The sequence below is a fragment of the Lachnospiraceae bacterium KGMB03038 genome, from assembly GCA_007361935.1.
Classification (GTDB): Bacteria; Bacillota; Clostridia; order Lachnospirales; family Lachnospiraceae; genus Massilistercora.
Genome location: CP041667.1, coordinates 1,289,730 through 1,312,549 on the forward strand (window position 1 = coordinate 1,289,730; position 22,820 = coordinate 1,312,549).

The 22,820-nt window shown below is 37.5% G+C and carries 16 protein-coding genes; all 16 read left to right on the plus strand.

Annotated elements, in window-relative coordinates; translation table 11 throughout:
* Positions 1–17 precede the first annotated feature (17 nt).
* The 16 genes from FND36_06180 to FND36_06255 all read left to right on the plus strand — a co-directional run bounded on the left by FND36_06180 (position 18) and on the right by FND36_06255 (position 22,764).
* On the plus strand, positions 18–1,169 hold the full coding sequence (locus tag FND36_06180) for a glycosyltransferase family 4 protein (GenBank protein QDW73657.1): 1,152 nt from the start codon (positions 18–20) through the stop codon (positions 1,167–1,169).
* Positions 1,170–1,553: 384 nt separating this feature from the next.
* Positions 1,554–2,804 (plus strand): hypothetical protein, encoded by a 1,251-nt coding sequence (locus tag FND36_06185; GenBank protein ID QDW73658.1) that lies wholly within the window; start codon positions 1,554–1,556, stop codon positions 2,802–2,804.
* An 88-nt stretch (positions 2,805–2,892) separates the two neighbouring features.
* A complete protein-coding gene (locus tag FND36_06190; GenBank protein ID QDW73659.1) occupies positions 2,893–4,245 on the plus strand; it encodes an oligosaccharide flippase family protein in 1,353 nt (450 codons plus the stop codon).
* The gene (locus FND36_06195; GenBank protein QDW73660.1) at positions 4,242–5,363 is read left to right on the plus strand and encodes a DegT/DnrJ/EryC1/StrS family aminotransferase; all 1,122 of its coding nucleotides are present in this window, start codon (positions 4,242–4,244) and stop codon (positions 5,361–5,363) included. Before FND36_06190 ends, FND36_06195 begins: the two co-directional genes overlap by 4 nt.
* A gap of 24 nt (positions 5,364–5,387) precedes the next feature.
* Positions 5,388–6,461, plus strand: coding sequence for a hypothetical protein (locus FND36_06200; GenBank protein QDW73661.1), 1,074 nt, complete (start codon positions 5,388–5,390; stop codon positions 6,459–6,461).
* A 21-nt stretch (positions 6,462–6,482) separates the two neighbouring features.
* Entirely contained in the window at positions 6,483–7,961 is a 1,479-nt protein-coding gene (locus FND36_06205; GenBank protein ID QDW73662.1) for an O-antigen polysaccharide polymerase Wzy, read from the plus strand.
* Complete coding sequence (locus FND36_06210) at positions 7,940–8,725, plus strand: hypothetical protein (GenBank protein ID QDW73663.1); 786 nt, start codon at positions 7,940–7,942, stop codon at positions 8,723–8,725. The genes FND36_06205 and FND36_06210 overlap by 22 nt, the downstream gene beginning before the upstream one ends.
* Positions 8,722–9,093 (plus strand): hypothetical protein, encoded by a 372-nt coding sequence (locus FND36_06215; protein QDW73664.1) that lies wholly within the window; start codon positions 8,722–8,724, stop codon positions 9,091–9,093. The genes FND36_06210 and FND36_06215 overlap by 4 nt, the downstream gene beginning before the upstream one ends.
* Before the next feature lie 2,850 nt (positions 9,094–11,943).
* On the plus strand, positions 11,944–12,813 hold the full coding sequence (locus FND36_06220) for a L,D-transpeptidase (protein QDW75556.1): 870 nt from the start codon (positions 11,944–11,946) through the stop codon (positions 12,811–12,813).
* Positions 12,814–12,920: 107 nt separating this feature from the next.
* A complete protein-coding gene (locus FND36_06225) occupies positions 12,921–16,598 on the plus strand; it encodes a hypothetical protein (protein ID QDW73665.1) in 3,678 nt (1,225 codons plus the stop codon).
* A gap of 157 nt (positions 16,599–16,755) precedes the next feature.
* A complete protein-coding gene (locus tag FND36_06230) occupies positions 16,756–18,069 on the plus strand; it encodes a nucleotide sugar dehydrogenase (protein QDW75557.1) in 1,314 nt (437 codons plus the stop codon).
* Positions 18,070–18,106: 37 nt separating this feature from the next.
* Positions 18,107–19,180 (plus strand): Gfo/Idh/MocA family oxidoreductase, encoded by a 1,074-nt coding sequence (locus tag FND36_06235; GenBank protein QDW73666.1) that lies wholly within the window; start codon positions 18,107–18,109, stop codon positions 19,178–19,180.
* Positions 19,180–19,746 carry an N-acetyltransferase gene (locus tag FND36_06240; protein ID QDW73667.1) on the plus strand — a complete coding sequence of 189 codons (567 nt, stop codon included), beginning with the start codon at positions 19,180–19,182 and terminating at the stop codon, positions 19,744–19,746. The genes FND36_06235 and FND36_06240 overlap by 1 nt, the downstream gene beginning before the upstream one ends.
* A 23-nt stretch (positions 19,747–19,769) precedes the next feature.
* Positions 19,770–20,750, plus strand: a complete 981-nt coding sequence (locus FND36_06245) for a hypothetical protein (GenBank protein QDW73668.1) — start codon at positions 19,770–19,772, stop codon at positions 20,748–20,750.
* 36 nt (positions 20,751–20,786) lie between these two features.
* A complete protein-coding gene (locus tag FND36_06250) occupies positions 20,787–22,517 on the plus strand; it encodes an HAD-IIIC family phosphatase (protein QDW73669.1) in 1,731 nt (576 codons plus the stop codon).
* Position 22,518: 1 nt separating this feature from the next.
* Positions 22,519–22,764, plus strand: coding sequence for an acyl carrier protein (locus tag FND36_06255; GenBank protein QDW73670.1), 246 nt, complete (start codon positions 22,519–22,521; stop codon positions 22,762–22,764).
* Positions 22,765–22,820: the final 56 nt, after the last annotated feature.

Below are 22,820 nucleotides of genomic sequence, written 5' to 3' on the forward strand. Positions count from 1 at the left end.
GAGGCAGGAGAATTACATTGCGTAAGATTAGATTGATTGTACTTAATCCATATGACAGCCTTCAATTTTATGAGCATAGGCCAATGCAAGAAGCTAAATATTTTCAAAAACAAGGGCATGAAGTTGAAGTGTTTATACTTCAGCGAAAAGTTATTGGAAAAGGAACTATAGAGAATAGCATAGATGGGATACCGGTTAAGCATTTTCTATGTAAGTCGGCCAATATGGAACAGCTTTTAAATACTAATGTGTTTATTAAAAAGATTAGGAGTATTATTTATGCTCTGTGGTTTTTGAAATTTATTATTTGGCTTAAAAATCAGTTAAAAACGGACGAAAGAACTTATTTGATTGCACATAATTTGGAAATGGCTTTTGCAGCATGTGTTGTTAACAGAAAAAAGAAATTCTCCGTTGTTTTTGTTATGCGTGAATGGTATGAAGGACAAACATTAAGTAGATTGAAACGAGGAGTAATTAAAAGAATTAGCCACTGGGTACAAAATGAAAGTGATACATTAGTCCATGTGGGACAAGTCCAATTTGATACGACACAGAAGAGGAATAGAAAAAAAATTCTTTACATTCCTAATTATCCAGAGGCGAAAAATTATTCTGATATAGAGCATGTCAAGAGCGATAAAATTCGGATTAATTATATTGGTAGTGTCCGAGATGTAAAGTCTTTAAAAATGTTAATGGATGCTGCGGATGGATTAGAGAGAATTTCAATTGGAATCCATGGGATGGGAGAAGCTTACGGTAAGTTAAAAGAAATAGAAAGTTGTTATAGAAATGTGTGTGTAACGGGATATTATGATTATCAAACAATGACTAAAAAATTGTTTTCCAATACAGATATACTATACTGTGCATATGACATTAGTGTTCCCAATTGGCGGGTTGCATATCCAATTAAGTTATATGAAGCGATAGAAGTCGGGGTACCGGTATTGCTTTGTAGGGGTATGGCACCAGAAAAATTTGTTTGTGAAAATGACTGCGGTTATCTATTTGATTATAATGTAGAATCATTGAGAGAGGTTTTATTGAACATACAAGAAAATGGGAAGGACTTTATGAAAAAGTGCGAAAATATGCGAAAATTGAAAGGAAAGTATACATGGGATAGTGTAGTTAAAGAATACGATAAAGCGATTTTGAAATAGAATAAAGAAATGTCAAGCAGAAAATTGTAAAAGCTTTTTAATACAAAATACAGATAAGAATGTGGTCAAGATGAAGAAGACCCTCTATGACTGTTATGAGATGAGAAGCAGACGGCAGTAGAGGAAGTAAAGGTGTTTAATGAAGAAATTTCTTGAAAATATTTGGATAATAGGTAATTTAGATAAGGAAAGTAGAAAGGCATTTCTATTAAGTAGACAAGACTATATGGCAATGATTAAGAGTCTATAGCTTTGAAAATGTATTAATTTATAAGATCAAAAAGAAAGGAAATAGGATGTTTTGCTTTTATAAACATCATACAAGTTGTTATGTCAAATTCTTTAATTTATAAATGTAACAATTTGAAGGCATATATATATTTTTTGTTGATTGCTTTAGTGTATAAATTGGCTTTAGAGATGGGCTTTTGGTATCTTTTGCAAGAGGCATATAAAAATACATCAACTTATAGATTTGAGTTTTCTTTTTATAAATTTATATATGGTTTATTATGGATTATGATATTATTTGCGCTGATTAGGCATAACGAAAGGAAACCATCTACCTTTTTTTTACAATTTCAATATATGATCGCTATCATTCCAATTACTGTTATTTTTGCTTTTAGTGATGAGAAAATATTTTATTATACTGTCGTTTGTTTGGCTTTTGCGCTAGCAGAAGTATTGGTTTTTGTTTCTAAAGATGTCCAGCTTCCTCAAATTAATATTGCCTCAAAAGTATTGGTTATAGCTTTCTGTTTGATAACGTGTGTTGTGTATGTGGATATGATTATAGAAAATGGAATGTTCAGCCTTGAGGCATTAAATATTTATAGAGTATATGAGATAAGAAAGGAATTTGAATTAAATAAATATGTTTGGTACTTATTCTACTGGCAATATACAATAATTACTCCATTCTTTATTATTAGAGAATATAAAAGAAAAAGATTTTTTTCTATGGCTTTTTTCTGTATACTGCAATTAATTGCATATTTATATTCTGCGCAAAAGGCATTGCTTTTTATTATTCCGCTTGTGATAGGTATGTGTATTATATCAAATTGGAAAAAAATAGAGATTTTTTTGTTTGCAGGGTTATCTATAGGAACAGTGATGGTTACAATTGGCAGTGCTTGCTCAGAAATAATTTATCGGATTTATGATCTATTTGTAAGAAGAGTATTAATTTTGCCAGCCAATTTAAAATTTGTATACTATGATTTCTTTTCGCAAAATCCCAAAATTGGGTTGGCAGGGACTTTGTGGGGGAAATTTTTAGAATTAGTCTCTCCATATGAAGAGAAGATAGGAGTCATCATATCAACAGTATATTTTGATAAACCGGAGATGAATTCTAATACGGGATTTTTGGCTGAAGGATATTACCGATTTGGAATTTTAGGAATTTTTTTGGCTTTAATACTGTTTGCGTTTGTTTTAATAGTTTTGGATCACTGTGCAAAATTGAACGGGTATTCGTTTACTGTCAGTATGAGTTTTTTTTCTATATTTTTACTAAATGACGGAAGTCTCATAGATCCGCTTATTTTTGGAACATTTACCGTTTTAGTAATTCTGTGCATATTCTACAATTATAAGGACGACTTTGGAGTCAGAAATAGAATATAATTGAATCTATTAATGTATTATGAAGAATTAGAAAGCATAGATAATTCTAGAGAATGCAGATATTTTATTTTGTCTTGGTACGAGAAATATGTTAAAAAAGTTGACAAATTCAGTTTTCAAATCTGAGATTATTAAAAGTATTAGTACAATTGCAAGTGGAAGCCTAATCGGTTATGGATTAAATACAATATTATTGCCGATTTTAAGTCGTGTTTTCAGTCCTAAGGAAATGGGAGAATATGATTTGATTATTTCTTCTGCCTCTATTTATTTAGGGGTTCTTTGTTTGGGAATGATTACAGCGATTATGTTACCTGCTAGTGAAGAAGAGGCAAAGGCAATCTGTAAAACAATATTCACTTCTGTTGTGGTGGGAAGCACATTAGGAGTTTTTGTCTTACTGATAATTAAAGATAAATATCAATTATTTGAAATAGAACAAAGCTACATAGGGGCATGTGTTTTATTATACTTTTATTTGATTTTATATAATGCTCAAAGTATATGTTATGCATACGCAAATCGAAGAAAAAAATACAAGGCTTTATTTTGGAATCCTATTATTTATGCAATATCAAATGTAGGATTAAGTATCATATTTGGATTAATAGGGATGAAAACATTTGGATATATGCTTGGAACGGTGTGCGGGACTCTTCTTACGATAGCGTTTCTTTGCTTTCATGCGAATCCGTTCACAGGTAAATATTCAATAAAGATGGTAAACGATATTTTGAAAAAATATCGTTCATTTCCATTGATTCAGATGCCGTCCAATTTTATTTCTATTTTGTCAACACAATTTCCTACACAGTTTTTGGGACGAATGTTTGGAAGTGCCATGCTGGGAGGATATACGATGGCTTGTAAAATATTGAGTATGCCAGTGTCTTTATTGGCAACACCAATTAATAATGTATATTACCGAACAGCGGCAGAAAAACTCCGAAAGAAAGAAGAAGCCGGAACCTTTGCGTTTAAACTTATAAAAGTAAGTGTCAATATTGCAATAGTTCCAATTTTTATCTTAATGGTATGGGGAGAGCCGATTTGTGCCTTTTTTCTTGGCGAAGATTGGCGAGTTGCGGGAGACTATATGGGAATTCTGGGGATATATTATTTAATATATTTCTGTAATACATGTCTCAGTGGCACATTAATCTTAGTGGATAAGAAAAAAATAAATTTATTTAGTGTTATTATAAAAGTATTACTTAATTTAATCGTTTTTTCATTGTCGGCAGTTATGGATTGGGGACTAATCAAGACGATTGTGATTTATACAGCAGAAGAGACATTTTTTCAAATAATAATAATGGGGATATCCCTTTATTATATGCAGTATCCAATAAGAAAATATGTTCGATTTGTATTTTCGTATGTTTTCATATTATTGGGAAGTTATATAATCGTTCAAATTGCAGGAGGTAAGATATTATGAAATTTAGAGATTTGGGAGCGCAGTATAATAGGTTGAAAGAAGAGATAGATAAAAGCATCCAGAAAGTCCTTTCAGATGGGAATTTTATTGGGGGAACACAGATCGCAGAACTGGAAGAACAGTTGGCGGAATATGTTGGAGTAAAGCATTGTATTACATGTGCGAATGGAACAGATGCTTTAACAATGGTATTAATGGCATGGAATATTCAGAGAGGAGACGCCGTATTTGTGCCAGATTTTACATTTTTTGCTTCCGGTGAAGTGGTGGCGTTTGAGGGGGCTACACCTGTATTTTATGACGTTTGTCAAGACACATTTAACGCTAATGTAAGTTCTTTGGAAAAATGTATTAACAATGTAATTAAGCAAGGGGAATTAAGGCCGAGAGCAATCATTGCTGTTGATCTGTTTGGACAACCGGCGAATTACCCGGAACTAGAAAAAGTTGCAGAAAAATATAATTTACTTTTACTGGAAGACGGAGCTCAGGGATTTGGCGGCCGGATTGGAGAAAGGCGGGCATGTAGTTTCGGCGATGCGGCAACAACTTCTTTTTTCCCGGCAAAGCCATTAGGATGCTACGGAGACGGTGGGGCAATTTTTACAAATGATGATAAGATGAATGAGTACTTAAGGTCAATAAAGGTTCACGGAAAGGGAAATTACAAATATGATAATGTGCGGATTGGCTGGAACTCTCGGCTGGATACAATACAGGCGGCAGTCCTTCAGGTAAAATTAAAAGCATTTAGAGAATATGAGCTGGAGGCGGTGAATAGAGCAGCCGAAAGATATACGCAGTTGTTAGGAGACATTGTAAATACCCCTAAGGTGCCAAATGATTATTATTCCAGCTGGGCCCAGTATACGTTAAGACTGGAATCTAATCAGCAAAGAGAAAGCCTACAGCAGTATCTTAAGGAGCGGGCAGTTCCAACGATGGTTTATTATCCTAAACCGATGCATTGTCAGAAGGCATTTGAAGAAAATGAAAATTATATAGAATGTCCAATTACTGAAAACTTATGCAGTACGGTACTATCTCTTCCGATGCATCCTTATTTAACTGAGGAAGAGATTGCCATAGTTGCAGGAGAAATTAGAAATTTTATATAAGTAGGAAAAAGGAGTAGCGGATATATGGAGATATCAGAGAAGAATGAGATTGTAATTACGTTCGCAAAGCTGAGAGATAATTTGATACGCTTTTGGTGGATCATAGCTGTTGGAATTTTGCTTGCAATTGCTGTGATCATATGGTCAGGGACAGGTCAAGGAATCGAAGGAGAAACAACTGTTTCTGCCGAAATGGTCTTTTGCTTTGAAGAAAATGGAGAAAATATTGACGAAGGGAAATCGGGTGACCAGTTATTAGCAGAGGTGCTAAAAGAAAAAAGTGAAAAACCGAACTATACAGAACTTTCCGAGATGGCTATAGAGTTGATGAAGACACAGACAAGTATCGAGGAAATTAATAAAGAAATGCTGGATGCAGGATTTGAGAATTATCAATTTAATGTGAATCAAGTTGATTTAGAAGCGACAGACAGACTTTTGGTATGTGTAGTAGAGGGAGAAAACGCAAATGAAGTGATAGCTCTTTCGCAAATTTATTCCGATTTATTGATAAATAAGATGAGTTTGTTAGAAAAAAATGCAACACTCACTATATTGCAAGGAACAGATCAAGAAAACCTTATAGAAGATAGTGGCAATACAAAAGAAGCGGGCGTGCTGTCTGTAAAAAATGTTTTTATTTTATGCCTTTTTCTGATGGGGGCAGTTTTGGTTATCTTTTTCTTGATGTTAAAGGATAGGTATATCCGCAGTAAGGATGAAGTGGACCAATTAAAAGAGAAGCCTGTTTTAGGAGAGTTGAAGCCTAGGAAAAAAACTAATCAAAAAGAGGATCTTATCCTACCAGAATACATGAAAACCAAAGGTTTTGAACAGGTGGCTTTGGTTAAAGTGTGTGGGAAAAAAATTGCCCCAGGTTTTATAAAACAAGTATCCGATTACTGTAGTGAAAAGATAGGAGGAGCTATAGTTAAGGAAGCTGAAATGGGGGGGATAAAGGCAACAGGTGGAGAGGATAATAAAATTGTTCTAGTAATTAGCATTAATGATGATCATATAGAAGATGTCGAAAAATTAGCTGAAAAAATGAATCTTTTAAATATGGACATAATTGGAGTGATATATGTTTATCCCTAAGAAAGGCTGGCAATAAATAAAATGAAAAAATGCATACGTTATTCATTTTTTGTATTAGCGGTGATTTTCGCGATAATAGGCTGGGCATTGTCGTTATATAACTTCGCATTTTTGTCAATCATGAGTTTGTTTCTTAACAACGTTATCTTTTGTTTTGAGAATCTTAAGGACAGAATTGCTCTCCTTATGTTTCATGTTACAGTTTTTGTTTTTTTACTTTCTAGGCCATTTATCGAGTTTTGTACAAATCTTTCTTGGTGGAATAAATATGTAAAAGATTATGGGAATGCAGCATTTGATTTTGCATTATTGGCTTTGGAATTAAGTTTGTTGTTTTTATTTGTTGGCGGAGAGATAGCAGAAAATCTTCGAGAGAAAGGACATATTATATATGAAGCAGAAAAACGAAAAAAACAAAGAGAAGTATTTTTGAGTAATTTGAGAATTATATCGGAAATTGTTTTTTTTATTTCAATGTCTGCGTATATGATAGGAGAATTTGAAAAGCTGTGGTTTATGAGAGGAAGGAGTTATACGGAGTATTATACTTCCTTTGCTAGCCATCTTCCATATATCATTCATCTAGTAGCATCGTTTATGAAATATAGCCTGTGCATATTTCTTGCAACCTTTCCTAAGAAGAAATGTGTGGTTATTCCATTAGGACTTTACTTTCTGTCAGCAGTCCCAAGTCTGCTCATTGGAATGAGAAACCCCATTATGTTAAATGGTATTTTTGTTTTTATATATTTTTGTATTAGGAGTGCAGCTGATCAGAAAGAGAAGTGGATAGGAAAATTTGAAAAGGTTGGCTTGACAATTGCGATTCCAGTTGTCTTGATATTTATGGGAGCGTATTCATATATTCGTAGTGGCACTGAGATAGCAGTACATGGTTTGGGAAAGATGTTTGTAAACTTTTTTTATGGGCAAGGGGTTTCCTTTGAGGTGTTGATGATTGGATATAATTGTATTGATCAACTACCTCAGAGAGCCTTTCGTAATTATACATTTGGTGGAATTGTTGACTACTTTCTGCACGGAACTATTGCCCAGAAATTTTTTGGAGCAGTGCCACTAGATAATGTGAATAGTATTCGGAATGCAATGTTAAGTAATAATTTTTCACATAATATGTCTTATATCTCAAAAGGTGATAAATATCTAGCGGGACAAGGTTGGGGCTCATCTTATCTACTCGAAACATATGTGGATTATGGATATATAGGAATAATTTTATATAGTTTTGTTTTGGCGTTAGTGCTGGTTATAGGAATAAGGATTTTAAAGAAATATTGCTTAGGTGGAATTATAATTCTTCTTATGTTGACAGAAGTGTTTTTTGCGCCAAGGGCAGAAGCAACAGGTTTCCTAAATTTTATTGTACAAATGCAATTTTGGGCAGTGATTCTGATGTGTTTTTTAGGAGCGGCATTGTGTTGTAAAAAATATGAGGTGCAGAATAAAGGAGAAAAAGAATGTTTGAACATTTTGGGTTGAAAGATGTTTTTGTTGGGATATGGAAATATAAATGGAAAATGCTGATTTCAAGTATATTTTTGACAATATTTGTATCAACTTTAGTTCATTTTTATCCGGTAGAAGTGGAGCAGTTAAACATTGAAACTGGGAATTCTACAGAACTTCAATGTGCAAGAATTGATTTTTATCTTGATTATACAGGGACTGACACACAGCTTTCCTCGAAAGTTTTAAGTGGCATATACAAAGATACTATTACCGGAACCGCTTGCCAGAAATATACATCCGACAAAATTGTACGGGAATATGGAAAGCCGGCAATTGTGGACATTTTTGATAATACAATAACGGAAGAGCAGATTACATCAAAGTCATTCACGCAATTTGTGACTGTCGGAATAAAAGAAGATGAAGTGGGAATGTATCTTCTTGTCAGGACACCAGATATGCAATTTTCTAAAGATATTTTGGCTATTTATATGGAATGGATCAGGGATGTGGCTGGAGCGGAAAACAGCAAGGTGGATGTAGTTGTTGTATCCGAATCAGAAGAAATTGTTTCAATAAATACAGAACAAACGCAATCTCTTGCGGAGAGACAGCAATGGTCTGTAAAGAAGATTGCGATAGTTGCGTTTGTTTGCTTTTTGTTACTGTCTTGCGTTATTGTTTTTGCCATCTGTTTGTTTAAGCCGACAATTAATAGAAAAAGCGATTTTACAGAATTAGGGTTGGATGTTTTGGCAGAGATTTGGATTGATAAGAAAGGAGGAAGACAGTGAAGAAAGCAATGAAAAAAAGTGAGATTAAGCAAGAACGATTTGTTTATATGATTAATACAATATTGAATCAATGTGAAAAGAATCATTGGAAAAGGGTTGGCCTGACGACAAGCAGCTTGAAGTATCGCTATATTGATAAAATCGTCAATAGTTTAAATGAAGAAGTAAAAAAGAGAGAGATGTTGGTCGAAGTGATAGAATTAAAGCCGATCAATTTTTCGGCAGAGGCAGTTGAACGGGCGCGATTATGTGATATAATAATTTTCATAGAGAAATATGCTGATTCGTACTATCAAGAAATACAGCGAAGTATTGAGTTGGCAAATAAAGAAAGCATTCCGATTGCTGGTGTGGTGGCATATCGGTAAGCAGACAAAGGGGGGCTGTACATGAAAAGTCGATGTGCAAAGATACTAGCAGGTTTTTTGGCGGTAGTGATTATTTTTACATCGAGTTATTTTCCGCTGAATGCAGAGGAAATAAATAAGGCAATACTGCAAATTACAGATGATTCTGCGGGAAATGATATTTATTGTGGAGATGCAGTTACATTATCTGCGCAAGTCGCAGAGGGCAGAGACACTTATTATGAATACCGTTTTAGCCTTTTGCAAAGTGAGAGCGAAGCGGGAACGAACGGAGGAACAATATTAAAGGATTTTTCGTTGGAAAACAGTTATGTATTTCATGCCGAAGAGGCTGGGGAATATATCTTTGAAGTTGCTGCCAGGGACATAGATGGTCAGGTGATTACAAAGACATATACCATTCATGTACTAGCGAAAGAAGAGCTCCCTGATTATGAGTCTGATTCGGAAAAGGATCAGGGGTCAGATCAGAATTTATCAGGGAATGATGCGGCAGAAGGAAATTCTATTTTGACACAAGAACCGGAAGAAAACAAAACAGGGAATTTACCTTCCAATGTAGCAGACATACCAAGTGTGTCGGTGAAGAAAAAAGCTATACTGCAAGGTAGCCTTACGAGCAGTTCTGGAAACAATGCCGGGATAGGAGAAGAAGTTGTTTTAACAGCAGATTCGAGCGGCGGTGCAGACGGAATAGTATATCGATTTACAGAGACTTATAATGGTGTGGTAAAGACTGTACAGGCATATAGTAAGAACAATACGTATACATTTAAAGCAGAGGGAGAAGGTATCCATACTTTCACTTTAGCTATAAAAGACGATGAGGGAAATGCTGCAAATGCAAAATGTATCATTAACGTGTCTATTCCATCCAGTAAAAAACTCAGCGGGACATTGAGCAGCAGTACAGGGACAACGGCGGATGTGCGGGAGGAAGTCACATTGACGGCCGGCCATACTGGAGGATACGGAGAGGTAGAGTATCGTTTTACGGAAGTTTATAATGGAGAGACCAAAACGGTACAGGGATATAGCGAGAATCCAAAATATACATTTAGTGCATTAGGCCCAGGAGTCCATACTTACCATTTGGCGATACGTGATGAGGAAGGACAGGCGGTTAGTACTAAGTATAGTATTAATGTTCAGATTCCATCCAGTAAAAAACTCAGCGGGACATTGAGCAGCAGTACAGGGACAACGGCGGATGTGCGGGAGGAAGTCACATTGACGGCCGGCCATACTGGAGGATATGGAGAGGTAGAGTATCGTTTTACGGAAGTTTATAATGGAGAGACCAAAACGGTACAGGGATATAGCGAGAATCCAGAATATACATTTAGTGCATTAGGCCCAGGAGTCCATACTTACCATTTGGCGATACGTGATGAGGAAGGGCAGGCGGTTAGTACTAAGTATAGTATTAATGTTCAGATTCCATCCAGTAAAAAACTCAGCGGGACATTGAGCAGCAGTACAGGGACAACGGCGGATGTGCGGGAGGAAGTCACATTGACGGCCGGCCATACTGGAGGATATGGAGAGGTAGAGTATCGTTTTACGGAAGTTTATAATGGAGAGACCAAAACAGTACAGGGATATAGCGAGAATCCAGAATATACATTTAGTGCATTAGGCCCAGGAGTCCATACTTATCATTTGGCGATACGTGATGAGGAAGGGCAGGCGGTTAGTACTAAGTATAGTATTAATGTTCAGATTCCATCCAGTAAAAAACTCAGCGGGACATTGAGCAGCAGTACAGGGACAACGGCGGATGTGCGGGAGGAAGTCACATTGACGGCCGGCCATACTGGAGGATATGGAGAGGTAGAGTATCGTTTTACGGAAGTTTATAATGGAGAGACCAAAACGGTACAGGGATATAGCGAGAATCCAGAATATACATTTAGTGCATTAGGCCCAGGAGTCCATACTTACCATTTAGCGATACGTGATGAGGAAGGGCAGGCGGTTAGTACTAAATACAGTATTAATGTGCAAGTTGAGACTTCCAAAAAACTTACGGGAGTTCTTGTATCAGATAGCGGGAATACAGTAAAGATAAAGGATAGCGTGACGTTACGAGCCATACATACTGGAGGATATGGGAAGGTAGAGTATCGTTTTACAGAAGTTTATAACGGCCAGGCGGTAACAGTTCAAGCATATAGCGAGGAGGAAGAATATACATTTCGAGCAACCGGTCCAGGAGTCCATACTTACCATTTGGCAGTACGCGATGAGGCGGGGCAGGCGGTCAGTACAACGTATTCTGTAAATGTTACTGTGCCCTCGGAATATAAGTTGGAAGCGCAGTTGACAAGTGCTCAAGGAAGCAAAGTTTATATCCGTGATCAGATAACGTTGCAGGCGTTTCATACTGGAGGATATGGGACGGTGAAATACCGTTTTACAGAAGTGTATAATGGAGTGGCAACAACAATAAGGCCTTATGAGACTGGGAACACTTATACGTTTAAAGCAACTGGTCCAGGTGTCCATACCTATCATTTGGCTGTGTCTGATGAAGAAGGGCAGAAAGTTAGTACAACGTTTGCGTTAACAGTACAGGTGGAAGCTAAATATAAGTTGTCAGGGAAAATAGAGAGCAGTAAGACGAATAGGGAATATGTAGACAGAACGATTACTTTGACAGGCTCACATACTGGAGGATATGGAAAGGTAGAGTATCGTTTTACAGAAGTATATAATGGTCAGGCTGTGACAGTGCAGCCATATGGTCCTCAAGAAACGTATACCTTCCGAACGACGAAACCAGGCAAGCATATTTACAATTTGGCTATCCGAGATGAAGAAGGGCAGTCTATTTCTATACAGTATGTTATGGAAGTAGTGGTACATCCAGATTACAGGTTGTCAGGAACATTTACTAAAAATGTAACAGGGCAGGTTAAGGAAAACCAAAAGATTACTTTAACGGCTCAAGCTAAAAAGGGATATGGAGAACCTTACCTGTATCGTTTTACAGAGGAATATAATGGCAAAGCAACGACAGTTCAGCCTTATAGTGAGAAAAACACCTATGAGTTTGTGATAAAGGGGCAAGGAACTCATAAATATACTGTGGCGATTATGGACTGTGAGGGACAAGCAATTTCCCTTACTCAGACTATTACGATAGGAAAGAATGGGTGGTATTACGAAGGAGGATATAAGTTTTATTATATAAATAATGTAAAGCAGTTGGATTTGGATGGAATTTTACCTAAACAGTCCAGTTATGAGATATGGGTGAATCGGCAATGTTGTACAGTTACCGTATATGCGAAAGACGGAAATAACGGATATATTATTCCGGTAAAAAGATTTGCTTGTTCAGTGGGACTCCCATCAACGCCAACACCGAAAGGAACATTTTATACTTCAAATAAATATAGGTGGCATACACTTATGGGCCCTTCTTATGGACAATATTGTACCAGAATTGTGGGGGGAATTCTTTTTCATTCAGTCGCTGGACGTAATATGACAAGCTATAATTTAAAGGCTTCTGATTACAATAAATTAGGATCGCCGGCTTCACATGGATGTGTTCGTTTATGTGTACGAGATGCGAAGTGGATTTATGATAATTGTAAGAGTGGCACAAAAGTAGTTATATATGATTCTTCTAGTCCGGGGCCGCTTGGGAAGCCGACAACAATTAAGATTCCGGCAGGTCAGACTTGGGATCCAACAGATCCGAACTTGTAAAGATATGGAAAATAAGTTATAATTTATAAAACAGATTTGAGTTTTACTCAAATCTGTTTTATAATGTACAAGAAAACTTGTTTGGGCTTAAATTAACGAGGTGGAGAATGAAAGAGAATATAAAAAAAGGTTTAATTTTTATGCTGACATTAGTGCTTGTACTATGTCAAAATGGTTTTCTAGTTCAGGCGGGAGAAATTACCGAACCAGAAGATATAAACCAAATGATAGCAGGAGATTATCCATTGAATTCTGAAGTGGAAATTATTATTGAGAATGAGGGATATATCTATGAAGATGATGATGTTAAGGTTAGAGTTGAAGCAAAGTCAGATATAGAAAATACGGTGTATGAGTATTGTTTTGCGGAAAAGGAACAAAAAGATTACAAATTGCTTCGGGAATTTGATGATGATAATGAATATATATTTAGTGCAGGAGCCGCAGGATCATATGTACTTAGAGTTCTTTTGCGTATGGAAGATGGTACATTGAGTATGCAGGAAAAATCATATGAGGTATTGAAAAAAGAAGAGACGGTAACGGATAATAGTGAAAAAGAGCAGGAGTCGGAATCGTTCCAGACAGAAGATAATAGTAAGATAGCCGATTCTGGGTCACTGGTTACGGAATCAGAAAGCATAAAAACCGCTGTTACACTTTCGGTCAGTGCGGATAAAAGCGGGACCCAGCCTTCAGGGAGCGTAGTGACGTTAACAGGGAAGGCCGGAGGCGGGTCTGGAAGCGGATATGAGTACCGCTTTACAGAGACCTATAATGGGAATGCGACAACAGTACAGAATTATAGCGAGGACCCGAGTTACGAGTATACGGCGAAAGGGAATGGGACGCATAAGTTTACGGTAGCAGTACGTGATAGTTCCGGGAATGCGACGTCAGCGGTATATACAGTAGAAGTGAAGGAAGCGGCATTGACACTTTCGGTCAGTGCGGATAAAAGCGGGACCCAGCCTTCAGGGAGCGTAGTGACGTTAACAGGGAAGGCCGGAGGCGGGTCTGGAAGCGGATATGAGTACCGTTTTACAGAGACCTATAATGGGAATGCGACAACAGTACAGAATTATAGCGAGGACCCGAGTTACGAGTATACGGCGAAAGGGAATGGGACGCATAAGTTTACGGTAGCAGTACGTGATAGTTCCGGGAATGCGATATCAGCGGTATATACAGTAGAAGTGAAGGAAGCGGCATTGACACTTTCGGTCAGTGCGGATAAAAGCGGGACCCAGCCTTCAGGGAGCGTAGTGACGTTAACAGGGAAGGCCGGAGGCGGGTCTGGAAGCGGATATGAGTACCGTTTTACAGAGACCTATAATGGGAATGCGACAACAGTACAGAATTATAGCGAGGACCCGAGTTACGAGTATACGGCGAAAGGGAATGGGACGCATAAGTTTACGGTAGCAGTACGTGATAGTTCCGGGAATGCGATATCAGCGGTATATACAGTAGAAGTGAAGGAAGCGGCATTGACACTTTCGGTCAGTGCGGATAAAAGCGGGACCCAGCCTTCAGGGAGCGTAGTGACGTTAACAGGGAAGGCCGGAGGCGGGTCTGGAAGCGGATATGAGTACCGTTTTACAGAGACCTATAATGGGAATGCGACAACAGTACAGAATTATAGCGAGGACCCGAGTTACGAGTATACGGCGAAAGGGAATGGGACGCATAAGTTTACGGTAGCAGTACGTGATAGTTCCGGGAATGCGATATCAGCGGTATATACAGTAGAAGTGAAGGAAGCGGCATTGACACTTTCGGTCAGTGCGGATAAAAGCGGGACCCAGCCTTCAGGGAGCGTAGTGACGTTAACAGGGAAGGCCGGAGGCGGGTCTGGAAGCGGATATGAGTACCGTTTTACAGAGACCTATAATGGGAATGCGACAACAGTACAGAATTATAGCGAGGACCCGAGTTACGAGTATACGGCGAAAGGGAATGGGACGCATAAGTTTACGGTAGCAGTACGTGATAGTTCCGGGAATGCGATATCAGCGGTATATACAGTAGAAGTGAAGGAAGCGGCATTGACACTTTCGGTCAGTGCGGATAAAAGCGGGACCCAGCCTTCAGGGAGCGTAGTGACGTTAACAGGGAAGGCCGGAGGCGGGTCTGGAAGCGGATATGAGTACCGTTTTACAGAGACCTATAATGGGAATGCGACAACAGTACAGAATTATAGCGAGGACCCGAGTTACGAGTATACGGCGAAAGGGAATGGGACGCATAAGTTTACGGTAGCAGTACGTGATAGTTCCGGGAATGCGATATCAGCGGTATATACAGTAGAAGTGAAGGAAACAGCGCTGACGGTGTCATTAAGCAGTAGTAAGGGTGAGTTGATTTCCGAGGGGGCGGAAACGATTCTAGAGGCAAAAGTATTTGGGGGATCAGGCGATTATAAATACTGTTTTAGGGAGTACTATTCAGGTTCAACAAGCGTGGTTCAAGAGTATAGCAGCAAAGAGGAATATACTTTTGTTGCAGACCCGGGAAAAACAGGACTTCATGAGTTTACGGTAGAAGTAGAGGATAGCGTGGGGAATTCTGCAACAGCTACCTATTCTATTACTGTAAATTTAAAGCCACTAACATTATCTGTAAGTAGCAATAGATCGACAAATGAAGTTCTTGGGACGCAGATTATGTTGACGGCAACGGCTGGCGCAGGAGATGGTGCATATGAGTATCGTTTTACGGAAACTTATGAAGGAATAGCGGAGACTAAACAGGCATATAGCGAAAAGAATACATATAGTTTTACGGCTGTAGGGATAGGAGAACACACCTTTACAGTGGCAGTTAAGGATTCGGCAGGGCGAAGTATGTCAGCGGTTTACAAACTTACGGTTGAACCAGAGGCGGGGAAAAAGCTTTTCGTATCTGTAGAATCTGATCAACCGGCAAAAGTCCAGGATGGTACTGAAATCACTCTAGTAGCCTCTTCCTCCGGCGGCTATGGCGGTACACAGTATCGTTTTACAGAGACATATCAAGGAAACTCTGTAACTAAGCAGGCGTATAGTGAGAATAATACGTATTCATTCCAGATTAATGGACTAGGCACACATAAGTTTACGATAGCAGCGAAAGACAAGGAAGGTCAATCTAATAGTGCTTCTTACTTGATAACCGTGTATAGCGATAAGATTTCATATGGTATCGATGTTTCTGCTTATCAAGGAGACATTGATTGGTCTAAAGTTAGAAATGATGGAATTTCTTTTGCCATGATTCGTGTACTTACAGGAAAAATGGGAGCTCTGGATGTTGATCCGTATTTTAACAAAAATATAGCCGGAGCAACAAAGAACGGTATTGCAGTCGGGATATATAGATATGGTTACGCTATGACGCCTGAACAGGCACAAAGGGAAGCTAAAATGGCAATAGAGGCGATTAAAGATAGTGGATATAATACTACATACCCAATTGCGTATGATGTGGAAGATTTGAATACTCAGGGAACCTTAAGTAAGGATGAACTTACAGAAATTATCAAGGCATTTCGTGGAGTTGTAGAAAATAATGGATATCAATTTATGATTTATTCCTCAAAAAGCTGGTTGGAAACCAAAATTGATATGGACGAATTTGCGGATGTAGACGTGTGGCTGGCCAGATGGTTTAATGATAAAACACCAAATCATGACCATGGATACAATGGACCAGGAACAGTTACAATATGGCAGTATTCAGATGTGGGAAGAGTTTCTGGGATCAGCGGATATGTCGATATGAATGTTGGCTATAAGTCTTATTAATATAATAAGCGGGTGAAAGTAGAATTTATTTTCACCTGCTTATTATCATATGGGATTTTCTTTTGAAAGATTGGTACTAAGGTTGACAAATGTGGAAAAACTGCTATATTTAGAAGAGGATAAAATTTAGTAATGATAGGGAGAAATTATAATGGAGATGAAAAAGAAATTATTGGATAAAATCGAAAAAAAGGAGTTGGTAGTAGGCGTTGTCGGCTTGGGATATGTCGGTCTGCCGCTTGCAGTGGAAAAAGCAAAGGCTGGATATCAAACGATAGGGTTTGATGTACAGGATGAAAAAGTAGGATTAGTGAATGCTGGGCACAACTATATTGGTGATGTTGTAGACAGTGATTTGAAAAAATTAGTAGAAGCAGGAAAACTAAAAGCAACGGCAGATTTTAGCTTTATAAGAGATGTTGATTTTATCGCTATTTGCGTGCCGACTCCCCTTGACAGTCATCAGGAACCAGATATTAGCTATGTACGTTCATCAACAGAAGCAATTTCAAAATATTTGAAAAAAGATACAATGGTCGTTCTTGAATCTACGACGTATCCAGGGACTACAGAAGAATTAATCAAACCGATTTTAGAAGAAGGTTCCGGCCTTACCTGTGGAGAGGATTTTTATCTTGGTTTTTCACCGGAACGTGTAGATCCAGGAAATTTAATCTATAAAACAAAAAACACACCAAAGGTTGTAGGGGCGATTGGAAAAGATGCTACAGAAGTAATTGCGGCAATGTATCGTTCAGTCTTGGAGGGTGATGTGTATGAAGTGTCATCACCGGCAGTAGCGGAGATGGAAAAAATTTTGGAGAATACCTATCGTAATATTAACATCGGACTTATTAATGAACTTACGATGTTATGTAAAGAAATGGGTATTAGTATGTGGGAAGTGATTGATGCAGCTAAAACGAAACCATATGGTTTCCAGGCTTTTTATCCGGGACCAGGACTGGGAGGGCATTGTATTCCTCTAGATCCTTATTATTTAAGCTGGAAAGCTCGGGAATATGGTTTTCATACCTCTATGATTGAGAGCTCTATGATGATTAATGATAAGATGCCAGAATACTGTGTGGAACGTGCGAGCAAAATTTTGAATCGTTACCAGAAGGCGATGAATGGAGCCAATATTTTGGTGCTTGGAGTGGCTTATAAGCAAGATATTGATGACTATCGTGAAAGTCCGGCATTGCGTGTGATTGAGGAATTGAAAAAGGAAAGTGCAGTTGTTTCTTATTATGATCCGTGGGTGTCTGAGTATAGATATCATGGAGAAATTTGCAAGAGTATTCCGGAAATCACACCAGAAATAGTCTCAAGTTATGATTTGGTCATGATTACAGCTGCGCATAGCAATGTAGATTATGAGATGGTTCAGCAGAATGCAAAAGTGATTTTTGATACTAAGAATGTTATGAAAAACATAAAGAGTAGGGAAAATATTGAAGTTCTCTAATAATAGAGTTTTATTATAGAAAGGAAATTAGATTATAATGAAATATGCATTAATTGGTTGCGGAAGAATTTCAACGAATCATGTAAAAGCAGTTTTGAATAATAATTTGGAATTTGTTGCTGTATGTGATGTTGTTCCAGAACATATGGAAGAAGTGCTTGCTAAGCACGATAAACAAAACGATCCTTCTATCAAGCGTTATACTGATTATAAAAAAATGATTGAAGAAAATGAGATTGAATTAGTAGGTATTGCAACAGAGAGTGGGAATCATGCAGAAATTGCATTGTACTGTATTGATCATGGAATTAACGTGATCATCGAAAAACCAATGGCTATGAGCATTGCAGATGCGGAAGAGATTATCCAGCGTTCTGAAAAAAAAGGAGTGAAAGTGTCTGCATGCCACCAAAATCGTTTTAATGTTGCAGTTCAGAAGTTACGAGGAGCTTTAGAATCTGGAAGGTTCGGGAAGCTTTCGCATGGTTCTATTCATGTAAGGTGGAATAGGAATAAAGGGTACTATGAACAGGCACCATGGCGAGGAACATGGGCACAGGATGGAGGAGCATTAATGAATCAGTGTATTCATGGAATTGATTTGCTTCGCTGGATGCTGGGAGATGAAATTGAAGAAGTATATGGAGTGACAAGACAGCAATTCCACAATTATCTCGAAGCCGAGGATGTGGGAATGGCTGTTATCAAGTTTAAAAATGGTGCGATCGCAACAGTGGAAGGGACTACCAATGTCTATCCTCAAAATTTAGAGGAGACGTTGTATCTCTTTGGAGAGAACGGAACTGTAAAATTAGGAGGAAAATCAACCAATAATATCGATGTCTGGGATTTTGCAGACGAGACAGAAGCTGATCAGAAAAATAAAGGATTGGAAGAAGAGACCAGTAATGTATACGGAAATGGGCATACAAGTTTATATGCAGATATGGTTGAAGCAATTGAGCAGAACCGTAAACCTTATGTAGATGCATATGCGGGGAAGAATGCTTTGGAACTTGTGTTGGCAATTTATAAGAGCCAAAAAGAGGGAAGAGCAGTTAAGTTTCCTTTAACGAATTTTGCGAGTGCAGATATGACAGGAGAATTTTAATGTCAGATTATTTTGTGCATGAGAGTAGTTATATAGATGAAGATGTGATAATCGGAAAAGGAACAAAAATCTGGTATTTTTGTCACGTGCAAAAAGGAGCGGTTATTGGTGAAAATTGTTCCTTTGGACAGAATGTAAATATTTCTAATAATGTTCGTATTGGCAATGGAGTAAAGGTTCAAAATAATGTTAGTATTTACGAAGGTGTCGAGTTAGAAGATTATGTGTTTTGCGGCCCATCAATGGTTTTTACCAATGACTTGACTCCGCGGGCAAAATTTCCAAAAGGACGTGCCGGGTACGTAAAAACTATTTTAAAGGAAGGCGCTTCTGTTGGAGCAAATGCAACCATAGTTTGTGGAATTATCATAGGAACGTGGGCGATGATTGCAGCAGGCGCTGTTGTAACAAAAGATGTTCCAGCACATGCATTGATGGCGGGTGTGCCTGCCAGACAGATTGGATGGGTATGTAAGTGTGGGAATGTTTTGGATGCGCAATTTAAATGTGGAAACTGCGGAAGAAATTATCGATTGAGTGTAAATGAAACGTTGGAAGAATTGTAGATAATATCCAATTTGAGGTAGTTATGGGCATAGATAGTGATAGAAATATAATCAGCGCAAAGAAAGTATTTTCTAATTTGAGACGCTTTGGATGGGCCATCTTGTTGTGTTTTTTGGCGGCCCTTTTGTTTGTGATGGCAGAAGTTGTAAAAGAAAGGGAAAAGGGACAAGAAGTTTGCGTTAACACTCTAATCCAGGCACGGCAGAAAGGTGTTGATATATCAGAAGGTGTCAATGTTACAGCAGAAACAGTAAGCCAAGAATTTAAACTCTATATAGCAACGAATTCAGTTCGTTCACTTTTGAATGACCAACTGGAAGGAATGGGATATACGCCGCTAGGAGAAAGTGATAAGATTGACTTTGCCGTAACAGGAAATGTTATAGAACTTACCGTTCAAGGCAAAGAGTTAGAAAGGGAACAGTATCTTAGTCAATTAATTTTTCAGGAAATGGTCAGCTATTATGAAAGTGATGGGATGTTTTCGGGTCTTAGGTTGCTTGATACCTCTATCGTGCAATTGGGAGCAAGATCCTTCTTTGATGTGTTGATTAGCGCTAAGAGTCTCTTTATTATTGTTTTGGGGCTGATTATTGGCGTGTTTGTGTTAGCATTGATCATTTGTTTTGATAGAAAAATCTATGTGGAGGAAGAGTTTCCTAGTACAGATGGCTGTAGGTGTTTAGGCGTGGTTGGAAAACGAAACCGGAAACAAGAAGTAAAAGAATTGAGAGGAGTTTTAAGACATCTTTGTGAAAATAATCGTATTTCGGTTGTGATATTAGATCAGATAAAGAAGGGCAAGATGTTTTTTGGTGAAAAAATTGAGTTTATTCTTTTGGAAGATATGATTGATAAATTAGAAAAGGAAGAGTTAAAAGATACTCAATTTATATTGGCAGTTAGATCTGGAAAAGATAGAAAAGAATCTTTAAGAAGAGTGTTAGCTTATTTTTCAAATTTGGATATTACGCTTATGGGTTATATTTTGGTTGAAGAGTAAAAAGTTGAGAGTTTTTAAATAACCTGAGAGAGGTGTTTGGGTGGAGAAATATACCTTTTTAGAATTGAAAAAAATGTCAAAAAAAATTTTGAAAATTGTTTGAGAGTAGCTTTTATTGGCGAATTTGCAACTCAGCATTTAGCTGTTGCGACAAAAGGATATGCGCAAAAGGAAAATTTTCCATTAGATATTTTAGATTGTGATTATGATCAATTTGATGCACAGATTTTGGACAAACACTCAGAAACTTATGAGTTCCATCCGGATTTTATTCTTCTAGCTGTATGTACAGAAAAGCTTTATTTAAAGTTCTGTGAGACACCGTTAAGTGAGCGTAGAAATTTCGCGGAGCAGCAATATCAGATTTTGGAGAATTACTGGCTTAGACTTTCAGAGTATTCTAAGGCCAGGATTTTACAAATGAATTATGAAGAGATAGATGATGGTATTTGGGGGAATTATGCGGGAAAGACAGAAGTCTCTTTTTTGTATCAATTAAGAAAGTTGAATATGTATTTGATGCAAGGAGCCCAAAAACAGAAAAATCTGTATTTAGTTGATATATGCAGAGTCGCAGCTCAATGTGGTGAGTCCATTTTTAAGGATGATAAATTTTATTATATTGCCAAAATTCCTTTTTCTCAGAAAGCTCTTGTTAGTATTGCGGGTGAAATCGTTTCAGTTATAAAGGCTGTTTCAGGGAAAATTATTAAATGTATTGTGACAGACTTAGATAATACACTTTGGGGCGGTGTTATTGGCGATGATGGTTTGGAAGGTATACAAATAGGTGAGCTTGGAGATGGACATGCCTTTACGGAAATGCAGAGGTGGCTGAAAGAATTAAGGAAACGTGGAATTCTTTTGGCGGTTTGTAGTAAGAATAATGAAGATACCGCAAAGATTCCTTTTGAAAGACACCCAGAGATGGAACTAAAACTTGATGATTTCGTGATGTTTGTTGCAAATTGGGAGGACAAAGCAACCAATATTCGTAAGATCCAGGAGACATTGAATATCGGAATGGATAGTATTGTTTTTTTAGATGATAATCCAAGAGAACGTGATGTTGTTAGAACATTGATTCCAGAAGTTATTGTTCCAGAGTTGCCAAAGGATCCGGCACTATATTTATCATATTTAAGGAAATGTAATTTGTTTGAAACGGCCGTTTATTCCAGCGAAGATAATGAGCGTACGGAGCAGTATCAGGCAGAGGCTGAGAGAAGGAGCATTTTAAATAAAAGCCAATCTTATGAAGATTATTTGAAGGAAATGGATATGGTTGCAGAAGCAAAGCCATTTGATGAATTCCATTATCCAAGAATCGCACAGCTTTCTCAAAGGTCTAATCAATTCAATTTAAGAACGGTTAGATATACAGAGGATGAAATTCGAAAACTGGCAGAGGATAAAGAATATTTGACTTTGTATTTTACTTTGAAAGACAAGCTGGGTTCATCAGGTTTGATTAGTATAGTGGTTTTAAAAAGGGTAGATAAGGATAATGTGTTTATAGAAAACTGGCTTATGAGCTGCCGCGTTTTAAAACGGACCATGGAAGAGTTTATTATTAATAAAATTTTGTATGTGGCAGAGATGAATGGTTTTCAAAAGGTAATCGGTGAATATAAAAAGACCGCTAAAAATGCGATGGTAGAAAAAATTTATGAGAAAATGGGATTTCATCATGAAGATGGCGGGATATATACAATGAAAGTAAGTGATTACAAAAAGAATTTGACGTATATTAAGGAGGAAGAATAGAATGACAAGAGAAGAAATTTTCCAGAAACTTGATGAGGTGTTTCAGGATGTATTTGATGATGATGAAATTCGAGTAAATGAAGAGACTACTGCAAATGATATAGAAGATTGGGATAGCTTGGAGCATATTAATTTAGTGGTAGCTGTTGAAAAATGTTTTGATATTAAATTTACAATGGGAGAAGTAACATCTATGAAAAATGTGGGGGAAATGGTTGATATTATTATGGAGCGTTCTTCCAAATGAATTTGACAACATTTAGTTTCTTGCTATTTTTTACTGTTTTATTATGCCTCTATTAT

Excerpts from the sequence above, each read along its gene's own strand:
- FND36_06210 (QDW73663.1), top strand. The coding sequence starts at position 7,940 with ATGTTTGAACATTTTGGGTTGAAAGATGTTTTTGTTGGGATATGGAAA.
- FND36_06200 (QDW73661.1), top strand. The coding sequence starts at position 5,388 with ATGGAGATATCAGAGAAGAATGAGATTGTAATTACGTTCGCAAAGCTG.
- FND36_06235 (QDW73666.1), top strand. The coding sequence starts at position 18,107 with ATGAAATATGCATTAATTGGTTGCGGAAGAATTTCAACGAATCATGTA.
- FND36_06190 (QDW73659.1), top strand. The coding sequence starts at position 2,893 with ATGTTAAAAAAGTTGACAAATTCAGTTTTCAAATCTGAGATTATTAAA.
- FND36_06240 (QDW73667.1), top strand. The coding sequence starts at position 19,180 with ATGTCAGATTATTTTGTGCATGAGAGTAGTTATATAGATGAAGATGTG.
- FND36_06225 (QDW73665.1), top strand. The coding sequence starts at position 12,921 with ATGAAAGAGAATATAAAAAAAGGTTTAATTTTTATGCTGACATTAGTG.
- FND36_06255 (QDW73670.1), top strand. The coding sequence starts at position 22,519 with ATGACAAGAGAAGAAATTTTCCAGAAACTTGATGAGGTGTTTCAGGAT.
- FND36_06205 (QDW73662.1), top strand. The coding sequence starts at position 6,483 with ATGAAAAAATGCATACGTTATTCATTTTTTGTATTAGCGGTGATTTTC.
- FND36_06230 (QDW75557.1), top strand. The coding sequence starts at position 16,756 with ATGAAAAAGAAATTATTGGATAAAATCGAAAAAAAGGAGTTGGTAGTA.
- FND36_06195 (QDW73660.1), top strand. The coding sequence starts at position 4,242 with ATGAAATTTAGAGATTTGGGAGCGCAGTATAATAGGTTGAAAGAAGAG.
- FND36_06245 (QDW73668.1), top strand. The coding sequence starts at position 19,770 with ATGGGCATAGATAGTGATAGAAATATAATCAGCGCAAAGAAAGTATTT.
- FND36_06220 (QDW75556.1), top strand. The coding sequence starts at position 11,944 with ATGGAAGTAGTGGTACATCCAGATTACAGGTTGTCAGGAACATTTACT.